Raw genomic sequence first — 12512 nt, forward strand, 5'->3', positions numbered from 1 at the left:
ATCTGAAAAGGGTTACATTTTGAAAAGAAAAGAATTTCTACAGTGGTCCGCTATGGGCCTGGGGGCATTCATGGTGCCTTCCCTGCCGGCATTTGCCCGGGCAATAGACCCGGCAGAAGCGCTCAATGAGGGCATTGATGTGAGGCTCAAAAAAGAGCTCGCTGATGTGGCCCTTAGCGCCGCCAAAGCCAAAGGCGCCACCTATGCAGATGTGCGCATAGGCCGTTACCTCAACCAGTTTGTACTGACCCGTGAAAACCGCGTGCAGAATGTGGCCAACACGGAATCGTTTGGTGTAGGCATCCGCGTCATCGCAAATGGTTGCTGGGGCTTTGCCGCTACAAACAAGGTGACCAAAGAAGATATTGCCAGAACCGCGGAACGTGCGGTGGCCGTGGCCAAAGCCAACAGCCGCGTGCCGGCAGACCCGGTGCAGCTGGCGCCCCAGAAAGGTTATGGGGAAGTGGCGTGGAAAACACCCATTGAGACCAGCGCCTTTTCCGTACCGGTAAAAGACAAGGTGGACCTGCTGCTGAAGGTGAACAGCATTGCCATGGGCGCCGGCGCTAACTTTGTGAACTCGGGCATCTTTGCTTCCAATGAGCAGAAATATTTTGCCTCCACGGATGGTTCGTACATAGACCAGGACATTCACCGGATCTACCCGCAATTCAATGTGACCAAAATAGACAAGGCCTCCGGCAAGTTTGAAACCCGTGCCTCGCTTAGCTCTCCCATGGGTATGGGGTATGAATACCTGACACCCACCCCGGAAGCAAAAGTGAGCGGCATTGTAACGCGGTATAAAGACCGCTACGATATGCTGGAAGATGTGAAGAACGCCGCGGCAGACGTAACCCAGAAGATCAGCGCCAAGAGCGTGGAACCGGGTAAGTACGACCTGCTGCTGGACCCTTCCCACCTCTGGCTCACTATCCACGAATCAGTGGCCCACCCCACGGAGCTGGACCGCGTACTGGGCTATGAAGCCAACTACGCCGGTACCAGTTTCCTGACGCTGGACAAGTGGCGCTCCGGTAATTTCCAGTTTGGCAGCAAGCTGGTAAACATCGTGGCAGACAAGGCCCAGCCCCATTCCCTGGGCGCCGTAGGGTACGATGATGAGGGCGTGGCCCCCAAGAAATGGGACCTGATCAAGGATGGGGTGCTGGTGAACTACCAGGCCATCCGTGACCAGGCGCACATCATTGGTCTCAAGGAATCACAAGGCTGCTGCTACGCGCAAAGCTGGTCTGATGTGCAGTTCCAGCGTATGCCCAACGTATCCCTGCAACCCGGTAAGGATACCCTCAGCGTGGATGACATGATCAAGAACATCAAGAAAGGCATCTATATCATCGGCAATGGTTCTTTCTCCATTGACCAGCAGCGCTACAACTTCCAGTTTGGCGGGCAAACCTTTTACGAGATCAAAGAAGGCAAGATCACCGGCATGCTCAAGGATGTAGCCTACCAGGCAAACACCCGTGAGTTCTGGAACTCCTGCAGCGCCATTGCAGACAAACGCGATTACCGCCTGGGCGGCGCCTTTAACGATGGTAAGGGCCAGCCTTCGCAGTCAAACGCAGTGTCGCACGGCAGCTCCACGGCCCGCTTTGACGGCGTGAACGTGATCAATACGGCAAGGAAAATCGGTTAAAGGTGGATCGTTAAAAGCTAACCCTTAATGGTAGGTCATGCACCCGGGCAAGCAACCTGCGATAACCGTTTACCATTAACAATCACCATTAACGCTTAACGATTAATGCCATTAACTATTAACCATTAACGCTTAACAACCTGACAATGTCCATACTGACAAAAGAAGAAGCCCAGGCACTATTGAAAAAAGTACTGGCCTTTTCAAAATCGGATGAGTGTGAAGTAAGCCTTTCCGGTACGGAAGGCGGCAACATCCGCTATGCGCGCAATGCGATCTCCACCGCGGGTGATATCAGTACCCTCACACTTTCCGTAAGCGCCACTTATGGAAAAAAGACGGGCTCCGCCAGCATCAATGAATTTGACGATGCATCCCTGGAAAAGGTAGTGCGCCGTGCAGAAGAACTGGCACAACTGGCGCCGGAAAACCCTGAGCACATGCCGCTGATGGGTCCCCAGACTTTTAAAGATGCGATCACCTACGTGCAGGCCACGGCGGATATGACGCCGGAAAGCCGCGCGGATGCAGTGGCGCAGAGCGTGCAGGCATCCAAAGATGCAAAACTGCAGGCCGCCGGCTATATTGAAAATACCACCAGCTTTGATGTGGTGGCCAATTCCAAAGGCCTCTTTGCCTATAACCAGGGTACGGATGTGATCTTCTCCATCACCACCCGAAATGAAGAAGGCACCGGCTCCGGTTATGCTGCCCGTGGCTTCAATGACGTGCGTAAGCTGGATACGCTGGGCGCTACCAAAGTGGCGGCTTCCAAGGCCAACGGTTCTGCAGGCGCCAAAGCCATTGAGCCCGGCAAATACACAGTGATCCTGGAACCGGTGGCGGCAACCTACATGATTGAAAACATGTTCCGCGGTTTTGACGCCCGCAGTGCCGATGAAGGCCGCAGCTTCATGAGCAAACCCGGTGGTGGGAACCGCCTGGGCGAGCAGCTCATGGACGAAAAGGTGAACATCTATTCCGATCCTTTCAACAAAGACCTGCCCTCCGCCACGTGGAACCGTGAAGGCTTTCCGCTGGAGCGCACGGACTGGATCAGGAACGGGAAGGTGGAAAACCTGGCCTACAGCCGTTATTGGGCAGAAAAGAAAGGCGCAAAACCCTTGCCCTTCGGCGCCAACTATATCATGGAAGGTGGCGACCAGACCATTGAAGACATGATCAAAAGCACGGAGAAAGGCATCCTGGTAAGCCGGCTCTGGTACATCCGCCTGGTGGATGCGCAGACCCTGTTGCTCACCGGCCTTACCCGCGACGGGACCTTCTACATTGAGAATGGGGAGATCAAATTCCCGATCAAGAACATGCGCTTTAACGAAAGCCCCGTGATCATGCTCAATAACGTGGAAGCACTGGGCAAAGTGGAACGCAGCATCAGCGTGGAATCTTACCGCAGCTATCTCATTCCGCCCATGAAGATCCGTGACTTCACCTTCACGTCCCTTTCAGACGCAGTGTAACAGGATCACAGTGGGCTGCCGGTAATAAAGCCGCAGCCCACTGTTTTTTTGTTTAAGTTGTCTTGAAAAATACATTCCCCAAAAAGGCGGTATATGCCCCGTTTTTTTATTGTAAATTCATAAGGTATCAACAATACGCTGGAGCATTACCTTTTTCTGATTCAATCAAACTTTTATTCAGCCATCTAAATCTGCTTAACTTGAAAAGAAGAGACTTCCTGCAATGGACGGGCATGGGGCTGGGCGCCACCATGTTGTCCGGTATGCCGCTGGTGGGCAAAGCATTGCCCCTGGACGCACCGTGGTACACGGTAGATGCAGCCATCAAAAAGCAACTGGCCGATGTGGCCCTCAATGCCGCCCGCAGCAAAGGCGCTACCTATACGGACGTGCGCATAGGCCGCTACCTGAACCAGTTTATCATTACCCGCGAAGACAAGGTAGAGAACGTGGTGAACACTGAGAGCTACGGCATGGGCATCCGCGTGATAGCCAATGGCAGCTGGGGCTTTGCGGCCACAGACAAGCTGGATAACGACAGCATTGCCCATACGGCCGCACTGGCCGTGGCCATTGCCAAGGAAAACTCCCGCCTGCTCTCTGAGCCGGTACAACTGGCCCCGCAAAAGGGTTATGGGGAAGTAAGCTGGAAAACGCCGATTGAAAAGAATGCCTTTGAAGTGCCCATCAAGGAAAAGGTAGACCTGCTGCTCAATGTGAATGCCGCCGCCATGAAAGGAGGCGCGGATTACATGAACAGTTATCTTTTCCTGGTGAATGAGCAGAAATATTTTGCATCGTCCGATGGGTCTTACATAGACCAGGACATTCACCGGATCTGGCCCACCTTTACCATTACAAAAATTGATAAAGCCACCGGCAAATTTGAAACGCGCAATGCCCTGAGTGCCCCGGTGGGCATGGGTTACGAGTACTTGTTGCCCCGGCCGGAAGATAAGATCCACGGTATTTCCACGCTGTACAAAAAACGGTACGATATGGTGGAAGACGCCGCTCAGGGCGCTAAACAGGTGGCGGAAAAAATGGCCGCCAAAAGCGTGGAGCCGGGCAAGTACGACCTGATCCTGGACCCTTCTCACCTCTGGCTTACCATTCATGAAAGCGTGGGCCATCCCACGGAGCTGGATCGTGTGCTGGGCTATGAAGCCAACTTTGCGGGCACCAGTTTCTTAACCCTCGATAAATGGGAATCCAGGAATTTCCAGTTTGGCAGCAAGCATGTAAACATCAAAGCGGATAAAACACAGCCAGGCTCCCTCGGCGCCGTGGGTTATGACGATGAAGGGGTGGGCACCCAGGAATGGGACCTGATCAAAGACGGGGTGCTGGTCAACTACCAGGCCATCCGCGACCAGGCGCATATCATTAACCTTCCTGCATCGCAAGGCTGCTGCTACGCGCAAAGCTGGAGTGATGTGCAGTTCCAACGCATGGCCAACGTGTCATTGCAGCCGGGCAAACAAACCCTTTCCCCCCAGGATATGATCAAGAACGTGGAGAAAGGCATTTACATCATTGGTGACGGATCGTTCTCCATTGACCAGCAACGCTACAACTTCCAGTTTGCCGGCCAGCTGTTTTACGAGATCAAACAGGGTAAGATCGTAGGTGCATTGAAAGATGTAGCCTACCAGGCCAATACCCGCGAATTCTGGAACAGTTGTTCCGCTGTGGCAGACAAGAACGACTACCGCCTGGGCGGCTCCTTCTTTGACGGTAAAGGCCAGCCCATGCAGGCCAGCGCGGTTTCCCACGGCTCGTCCACCGCACGTTTTGATAAAGTGAACGTGATCAACACCGCCAGGAAAATCGGGTAAGGGTTCATCATCTAACAATTCAACTATCTAACAATCTTAATCATGTCTATACTTAGCAGAGAACAATGCGAAGCCTTGCTGAAGAAGGTGCTGGGCTATTCAAAGGCGGATGAGTGTGAAGTGAGCATTTACGGGGCGGATAGCGGCAATATCCGTTTTGCCCGCAACGCAGCGTCCACCAGTGGCGGCGTGTTTCAGACACAACTGGCGGTGAGCGCCACTTTTGGGAAGCGCAATGGCATAGCCACCATCAATGAATATGACGATGCATCGCTGGAAAAAGTGGTGCGCCGCGCAGAGGAACTGGCCCGCCTGGCGCCGGAAAATCCGGAGTATGTAGGCATCCTGGGCCCGCAGCAATACAAGGAGAGCAAGCGTTTTATTGATGCCACCGCCGCCATAGATCCTAAATGGAGGGCGGATGCCGTATCGGGCGTATTGCAGGTGGCAAAGGATAACAAGCTTACCGCGGCGGGTTTCCTGGAAAACAGCGCGGCTTATTCCGCGATGGCCAATAGCAAGGGCTTGTTTGCCTATGATACCGCTACCAATGTAAACTTCAACGTGACCATGCGCACGGCCGATGCACAAGGCTCCGGCTATGGCACCAAGGGATACAACGATGTGAGCCAGCTGGATGTACCCGCTATTGCCAAACGGGCAGCGCAAAAATCGGCCGGCTCTGCCAATGCTAAAGCCATAGAGCCGGGCAAATACACGGTGATCCTGGAACCCGCTGCCGCCATCGTGCTGCTGGAGAACCTCGCATTTGGGATGGACGCCCGCAGCGCGGATGAGGGCCGCAGTTTCCTGAGCCTGCCCGGTGGCAAAACCAGGCTGGGAGAGAAGCTGGTGGACGAGCGTGTCAATATTTACAGCGATCCCTTTAACCCTGCACTGCCCACCAGCAGCTACAACCAGGATGGGCGCCCTATGGAGCGTACCTCCTGGATAGAGAACGGGGTGGTAAAGAACCTGGCCTACAGCCGCTACTGGGCAGAAAAGAAAGGCGTGAAAGCTGTGCCCCAGGGCGATGCATTCATCATGGACGGTACCAATGCCAGCCTGGAAGAGCTGATCAAAAGCACCGAGAAAGGCATATTGGTAACGCGGCTCTGGTACATCCGCGAGGTGGACCCGCAGACCCTGCTTTTCACCGGCCTTACCCGCGACGGGACTTTCTACATTGAGAACGGCGAGATAAAATACCCGGTGAAAAACCTGCGCTTCAATGAAAGCCCGGTGATCATGCTCAATAACCTGGAGGCATTGGGCAAGCCGGAACGCACAGTGAGCGGGGAGTCCAGTACCCACGCCATGGTACCGCCCATGAAGCTGCGCGATTTTACGTTTACGTCATTATCAGACGCAGTATAAGCGTTGCATGCTTATTACGCCTGGCGGGCACTGGTGGTTGCTTTGCAGCAAACGGGCCCCGCCTGGTGGATATTACTGGCAAGTGCCGGCCCCTGTGGCTGGCATTTGCTGTTTTTACCCTTTTCCTTGTACTATTTGCCGCCTATTTTTTCGTTACATCCGGCGCACCATGCGGTGTAGTGTTTGCAAACTGGCTATGGTGGCTGGTTTTGCCGGGTATTGTGTGCCGGAAGTGCAGTAACAGGGGCGGAGGGCGGCCGGGCGCAAAACAGCCGAAACGATGTATCTTTGCGGTACGATTTTAGAACGAACGACGGGACTCAAGCCTTAAAGCAATTGATTATGACACCAATGGAACACCTGGACACCAGCGGCCCACTGCCTAGGGTAGTGATTGTAGGAGGCGGATTTGCGGGGCTGGAAGTAGCCAAAACCCTGCGCAAGGCCCCGGTAGACGTGCTGCTGATCGACAAGCACAATTACCATACATTTCAGCCCCTGCTTTACCAGGTTGCATCCGGGGGTATAGAGGCTGAGTCGATCGCATTCCCCATCCGCCGCATTTTTTCCCGACAAAAGAATTTCATGTTCCGCATGGCGGAAGTGCTCCGGGTAGAGCCGGAGGAAAACCTGGTCCATACCGAGATCGGGCCTATCCGTTATGATTACCTGGTGATCGCAACCGGTGCGGATACCAACTTCTTTGGCAATGAGCAGATCAAGCACTACTCTATGCCCATGAAGAGCATTCCCGAGGCCCTGAACCTGCGCAGCCTCATCCTGCAGAACCTGGAAGCTGCCCTGGTAGAGCCGGACCCCGAAAGGAAAAAAGCCCTCATGACCTTTGTGGTGGTGGGCGGCGGCCCTACCGGTGTGGAGCTGAGCGGTGCGCTGGCAGAGCTGCGCAACAAGGTACTGGTAAAAGAATATCCTGAACTGGATGCCAGTGAAATGCGGGTATTCCTGGTAGAAGGCAAACCGCGTGTACTGGGCACCTTCACGGAGCAGGCTTCCGCAAAAGCGGCGCATTTCCTGCGCAAAATGGGCGTAGACGTAAGCAATGGTGTGCACGTACAAAGTTATGACGGGTATGAGCTCCGCATTGACGACGGCCGCTGCATCCGCACCCGCAACGTGTTGTGGAGCGCCGGGGTAATGGGCGCTGCACCTCCCGGTATTGAAAGCGGGGCCGTAGTACGGGGCAACCGCCTGCAAACGGATGAATTTTTCCGTGTAAAAGGGCTCGATAATGTATTTGCCATCGGCGACGTATCGGTAGTGGTAACGGAGGCCAACCCCGAAGGCTACCCCGGCGTAGCGCAGGTGGCCATCCAGCAGGGCATGCAACTGGCCAGGAACCTGGTGCGCCTGCTGAAACAGGAGCCACTGAAACCCTTCAGATATTTCAACAAAGGCTCCCTGGCCACCATTGGCCGTAATAAAGCGGTGGCAGACCTGGGCTTCATCCGTTTCCAGGGCTTCTTTGCATGGCTGGTGTGGATGTTTGTACACCTGATGTCGCTGGTAGGGGCGCGCAACCGCCTCATTGTGTTCATCAACTGGGCCGGTAGTTATTTTACGTTTAACAGTATTACCCGCCTGATCATCCGTCGCTATGACCGTGGCAGCGTGCCTAAACCGGCAGCGCCGAAAGAGGAAGTGAAAGCTGCGCAGCAGGTATAACGGATGACAGGGGCCAATAAAAAAACAGCCGCAAAATCACATTTTGCGGCTGTTTTTATTTTACAATCCAGTTATTTCCTTACGCTTCCACGGTCACCGGTACTGCGCATTCGTCGCGCTCAAAGATGTCGCCGGCAAAGTGGCAAAGGCTTTCCAGCATATTAGACAGCTCCATGCCTTTGTCGGTCAGCGCGTAGGTAACCTTAGCGGGTACACCAGCGTGCTGCTGTTTGGATATTAAACCATTTTTTTCCAGGAGCTTTAAACGGTCGGAGAGAATGTGATCGGTGATATGTTCCAGCGCTTCCTTGATGCTGGAGAAGCGGTCGTTGCCTTCTTCAATGGTGAACAGTACGTCCGTGATCCAGCGCTTGCTCAGCAGATAGATCAGCTCATTGAGGGCGCAGCGGCTTTCAAGGAATTCCTGGTTCAGGTAGTTGGATGAATTCGTCTTGCGTGTGGCCATCGCTTTCTTTTTTGTTAGTTACTATTTAATCGGTGAGTTGTTGGCTACTTTGGCCAGATGATGTTGCTTTGTAATCCGAGACCCGAATGATAGGAGAAAGAGGAGCAAATTGGTGGAGCAACATCTGACCAATCCGCTGCAATTTACCTATTAATGAGCAAATTAACCAAAACCAAACCAAACAATTTATGATTGCAGCAAAAGGCTATGCGGCACCAACGCCCTCCGCGCCACTGGCACCGTTCAGCTTTGAACGCAGGGAAGTAGGCCCCCACGATGTACAGATCGAGATCCTGTACTGCGGTGTGTGCCACTCTGATCTTCACCAGGCCCGCAATGAGTGGGGCGCCGGCATCTTCCCGATGGTGCCCGGGCATGAGATCGTAGGCCGCATCGTGAAAGTGGGAGACCATGTGAAGAAATTCAAGGTAGGAGACCTGGCCGGCATCGGCTGTTTTGTAGACTCCTGCCGTACCTGCCCCAGCTGCCAGGAAGGCCTGGAGCAGTACTGTGAAGTAGGATCTGCCTCCACTTACAATGGTACCGAAATGGATCGTAAAACGCCCACTTACGGCGGTTATTCCAACACCATCGTGACCGACGAAAATTACACCCTCAAAGTAGCGCCCAACCTGCCCCTGGACCGCGTAGCGCCCCTGCTCTGCGCCGGCATCACCACCTGGTCCCCCCTCCGCCACTGGAAAGTAGGCAAAGGACACCAGGTAGCCATTGTAGGCCTGGGTGGCCTGGGCCATATGGCCGTAAAGCTGGCCGCCTCCCTGGGCGCGGAAGTGACCGTGCTGAGCACCTCTGCCAGCAAGGAAAAGGACGCAATGGACCTGGGTGCCCACCATTTCGTAGTAAGCAAGGACGCCGAGGCGATGAAAGCGCAGCGTGGCCGCTTCGACTTCATCCTCGACTGCGTATCGGCTCAGCACGACCTGAACCTGTACCTGTCGCTCCTGAAACGCGACGGTACCATGGTGATGGTAGGCGCACCGCCGGCACCCGAGGCAGTGCATGCATTCAGCCTTATCCCGGGCCGCAAGACCCTGGCCGGCTCCATGATAGGCGGCATTAAAGAAACCCAGGAAATGCTGGACTACTGCGCGGAGCACAACATTGCCTCCGATGTGGAAGTGATCGCCATCAAAGACATCAACACGGCGTATGATCGGATGCTGAAAAGCGATGTGAAATACCGGTTTGTGATAGACATGGCCACCCTCTAAAACACTGGTGGAAAAGTCGGGGTGCTGCCCCGACTTTTTCATTACCTTAGGCCCGCATTCTTGTTCCACCTAAAACTATAAACGCTAACCATGAAGAGTACTATTCTCCGCCTGCTGATCGGCATGGCGCCTGTACTAAGTGCCCCGGCCCTGCTCCACGCTGCAAAGCCCGTGCATGAAGGTGATAAACCCGCAAAGGCTGCCCCGGCCGTAGTGAACGCAGGCCTGAAACTGCCCGCAGGCTTCTCCGCTACCGCTATCATTGAAGGCCTGCCCCAGCCCCGCCATATTGCCGTGAATAAAAATGGCGACGTGTATGTGAAACTGGGCAAACTGAAAGACGGTAAAGGCATTGTGCAGCTGCACCAGGATGCAGGCGGCAAAGCCACGATCGAAAAGGCGTTCGGCGATTTCCGCGGCACCGGTATGTACCTCAAGAATGGTTTCCTGTACGCGTCTTCCGATGAAGAAGTGTTCCGTTTTAAACTGGATGGCAGCGAGAACGTAGCCGATGAAACGCCTGAAAAACTGGTGACCGGCCTGCTGAGCCGCGGTGAGCACGAAGCAAAGGCCATCCTGGTAGATAATTCCAACCGCCTGTTTGTGAACATCGGCGCTTATTCCAATTCCTGCCAGGGCGAAGACCGTAAAAAGGGCTCCATGGGCGTGCAAGGCTGCCCTATCCTGGACTCTGCCGGCGGTATCTGGGAATTTAAGGCAGACCAGGCCAACCAGCACTATGGCGATGGCTCCCGCTACGCCACCGGCCTGCGCAACGTGGTAGGCATGGACTTCAACTATACCAACAACGAACTTTTTGTGATGCAGCATGGCCGCGACCAGCTGCATGACCTCTTCCCTGATATGTATACCGTACAGCAATCTGCCGAACTGCCGGCGGAGTGCATGTACATGGTAAAGAAAGGGGACGACTGCGGCTGGCCTTATATCTACTACGACCAGTTCCAGCATAAAAAGATCCTCGCACCGGAATATGGCGGCGATGGCAGGAAAACAGCCGGCGAAAAGGCAAATGACCCGGTAATGGCCTTCCCCGGCCACCTGGCACCTAATGGCCTCCTGTTCTACACGGGTACCCAGTTCCCCGCCAAATACCACAACGGTGCTTTCATTGCCTTCCACGGCAGCTGGAACCGTGCCCCGCAACCCCAGGAAGGTTACTATGTGGTGTTTGTTCCATTCAAAGACGGCAAGCCTTCCGGCAAATGGGAAGTATTTGCAAACGGTTTTGCCGGCGTGGAAAAGATCACCTCTCCCGGCCAGGCAAAACACCGCCCCTGCGGCCTGGCACAAGGCCCTGATGGCTCACTCTACGTTTCTGACGATGCCAAGGGCACTATTTATAAGATCACTTACAAGGGTAAATAAAATATGAAGTATTTCCTGGCGGCCGGCGCGCTGCTGCTCAGTATGAGCCTGCAGCCTGCTGCCGCACAAACGAAGAAACCTGCTACCACGACAAAACCCGCTGCGAAGGCTGCGACTAAAACTACCGCCAAACCCGCTGCCGGCGGAGGTCTTAGCGCATCTATAGCCAGGGGGAAAGCAGTGTACACGCAATATTGCCTCACCTGCCACCAGGTAGACGGAGGCGGGGTGCCACGGATGAACCCACCGCTGATCGCGACAGATTACGTGACCGGCGACGATGCGCGCCTGGTCAAAGTGATCCTGCAGGGCTTCAGCGAGAAAGTGGAAATTGAGGGCGACATTTATTCCAACACCATGCCCGCCCACAACTTCCTTACGGACCAGCAGATAGCTGACGTGCTCACCTATGTGCGCAAGAGCTTTGGTAACAAGTCCAAAGCCGTGCAGCCAGACCAGGTAAAGCAGGTGCGCGCTACGCTGCCGGCCACCAAATAACAGCTTGCACACCAGCAAAAAATACAACCGCGGGCCCGCCTTCTGACAGGCGCGGGCCCGTGTTTTTTACATCCACACCTGAAATGATCATGAAGCGAACCATTGCTGCCATCTTTATGAGCTTGTTGCTGGCCTTCGGTGCCGGTGCTCATGCCGCCGATAACACCGGCCGCTATTTTTACGCCATCCGCGTGTATCACTTCAATAACGCCGCCCAGGCCGCGCGCCTGGACAGCTTTCTGGAGAAGGCCTACCTGCCTGCATTGCACCGGTATGGTATTCCTAAAGTGGGGGTATTTAAGCCCGTGGAGACAGACACCCTGGGCCTGCGCACCTACGTGTTCATCCCCTTCAAATCACTGGACCAGTTTGAGAAACTGCCCAATGCGCTGAACCAGGATGAAAAATTTGCCGACCAGGGGAAAGCCTTTACAGACGCAGATTTCAACAATGCTCCGTTTACCCGCTACGAAACCATTCTTCTACAGGCCTTCACCGGTGCGCCGGTGCCCACCACGTCTAAACTGACGGGCCCCAAAACGGAACGCGTGTATGAGCTGCGCAGCTACGAAGGCCCTACAGATGGGTTGTTTGGTAACAAAGTGCAGATGTTTAACAAGGGCGATGAGATGGGTATTTTCAGCCGCCTGGGTTTTAATGCCGTGTTCTATGGCTCCGTGATTGCCGGCGCTCATATGCCCAACCTGATGTACATGACCTCCTTTGAGAACAAGGCAGACCGGGACGCGCACTGGAAGTCGTTCAGTGATGATGCATACTGGAAATCGCTTTCCGGCGATCCGCGCTACCAGCACAATGTGTCGCATGCAGATATTATTTTCCTGCACCCGGCAGCTTACTCAGAATACTAGGATCTTATACTAACCC

The 12512-nt window shown here is 54.5% G+C and carries 10 protein-coding genes; 9 read left to right on the forward strand and 1 reads right to left on the reverse strand.

Annotated features, from left to right (window positions below; all coding sequences use genetic code 11):
- The first annotated feature begins 19 nt into the window (after positions 1-19).
- The 5 genes from DCC81_RS21950 (at position 20) to DCC81_RS21970 (ending at position 8039) form a co-directional block, all read left to right on the forward strand.
- Positions 20-1660 (forward strand): TldD/PmbA family protein, encoded by a 1641-nt coding sequence (locus DCC81_RS21950; RefSeq protein WP_205686406.1) that lies wholly within the window; start codon positions 20-22, stop codon positions 1658-1660.
- Positions 1661-1806: 146 nt separating this feature from the next.
- The gene (locus DCC81_RS21955; protein ID WP_108688815.1) at positions 1807-3141 is read left to right on the forward strand and encodes a TldD/PmbA family protein; all 1335 of its coding nucleotides are present in this window, start codon (positions 1807-1809) and stop codon (positions 3139-3141) included.
- Positions 3142-3341: 200 nt separating this feature from the next.
- Positions 3342-4979: a TldD/PmbA family protein gene (locus tag DCC81_RS21960; RefSeq protein ID WP_205686407.1), complete on the forward strand. Its 1638-nt coding sequence runs from the start codon at positions 3342-3344 to the stop codon at positions 4977-4979.
- Between the two features lie 42 nt (positions 4980-5021).
- Positions 5022-6356 (forward strand): TldD/PmbA family protein, encoded by a 1335-nt coding sequence (locus DCC81_RS21965; RefSeq protein WP_108688816.1) that lies wholly within the window; start codon positions 5022-5024, stop codon positions 6354-6356.
- 342 nt (positions 6357-6698) lie between these two features.
- Positions 6699-8039, forward strand: coding sequence for an NAD(P)/FAD-dependent oxidoreductase (locus DCC81_RS21970; RefSeq protein WP_240613046.1), 1341 nt, complete (start codon positions 6699-6701; stop codon positions 8037-8039).
- Between the two features lie 79 nt (positions 8040-8118).
- Here the strand turns inward: DCC81_RS21970 and DCC81_RS21975 are convergent, their stop codons facing one another.
- A complete protein-coding gene (locus DCC81_RS21975; protein WP_108688818.1) occupies positions 8119-8505 on the reverse strand; it encodes a winged helix-turn-helix transcriptional regulator in 387 nt (128 codons plus the stop codon).
- 188 nt (positions 8506-8693) lie between these two features.
- On the opposite strand from DCC81_RS21975, the gene DCC81_RS21980 reads away from it, so the two are divergent.
- The 4 genes from DCC81_RS21980 to DCC81_RS21995 all read left to right on the forward strand — a co-directional run bounded on the left by DCC81_RS21980 (position 8694) and on the right by DCC81_RS21995 (position 12496).
- Positions 8694-9737, forward strand: coding sequence for an NAD(P)-dependent alcohol dehydrogenase (locus DCC81_RS21980; protein ID WP_108688819.1), 1044 nt, complete (start codon positions 8694-8696; stop codon positions 9735-9737).
- Between the two features lie 90 nt (positions 9738-9827).
- Positions 9828-11126: a PQQ-dependent sugar dehydrogenase gene (locus DCC81_RS21985; protein ID WP_108688820.1), complete on the forward strand. Its 1299-nt coding sequence runs from the start codon at positions 9828-9830 to the stop codon at positions 11124-11126.
- 3 nt (positions 11127-11129) lie between these two features.
- The gene (locus tag DCC81_RS21990) at positions 11130-11624 is read left to right on the forward strand and encodes a c-type cytochrome (RefSeq protein WP_108688821.1); all 495 of its coding nucleotides are present in this window, start codon (positions 11130-11132) and stop codon (positions 11622-11624) included.
- A gap of 89 nt (positions 11625-11713) precedes the next feature.
- Entirely contained in the window at positions 11714-12496 is a 783-nt protein-coding gene (locus DCC81_RS21995) for an NIPSNAP family protein (RefSeq protein WP_108689286.1), read from the forward strand.
- Positions 12497-12512 lie beyond the last annotated feature (16 nt).

Source organism: Chitinophaga parva (assembly GCF_003071345.1).
Classification (GTDB): Bacteria; Bacteroidota; Bacteroidia; order Chitinophagales; family Chitinophagaceae; genus Chitinophaga; species Chitinophaga parva.

Bases quoted from the DNA above. Each gene is read 5' to 3' on its own strand.
- DCC81_RS21970 (WP_240613046.1), top strand. From the start codon at position 6,699: ATGACACCAATGGAACACCTGGACACCAGCGGCCCACTGCCTAGGGTA.
- DCC81_RS21990 (WP_108688821.1), top strand. From the start codon at position 11,130: ATGAAGTATTTCCTGGCGGCCGGCGCGCTGCTGCTCAGTATGAGCCTG.
- DCC81_RS21980 (WP_108688819.1), top strand. From the start codon at position 8,694: ATGATTGCAGCAAAAGGCTATGCGGCACCAACGCCCTCCGCGCCACTG.
- DCC81_RS21955 (WP_108688815.1), top strand. From the start codon at position 1,807: ATGTCCATACTGACAAAAGAAGAAGCCCAGGCACTATTGAAAAAAGTA.
- DCC81_RS21975 (WP_108688818.1), bottom strand. From the start codon at position 8,505: ATGGCCACACGCAAGACGAATTCATCCAACTACCTGAACCAGGAATTC.
- DCC81_RS21995 (WP_108689286.1), top strand. From the start codon at position 11,714: ATGAAGCGAACCATTGCTGCCATCTTTATGAGCTTGTTGCTGGCCTTC.
- DCC81_RS21965 (WP_108688816.1), top strand. From the start codon at position 5,022: ATGTCTATACTTAGCAGAGAACAATGCGAAGCCTTGCTGAAGAAGGTG.
- DCC81_RS21985 (WP_108688820.1), top strand. From the start codon at position 9,828: ATGAAGAGTACTATTCTCCGCCTGCTGATCGGCATGGCGCCTGTACTA.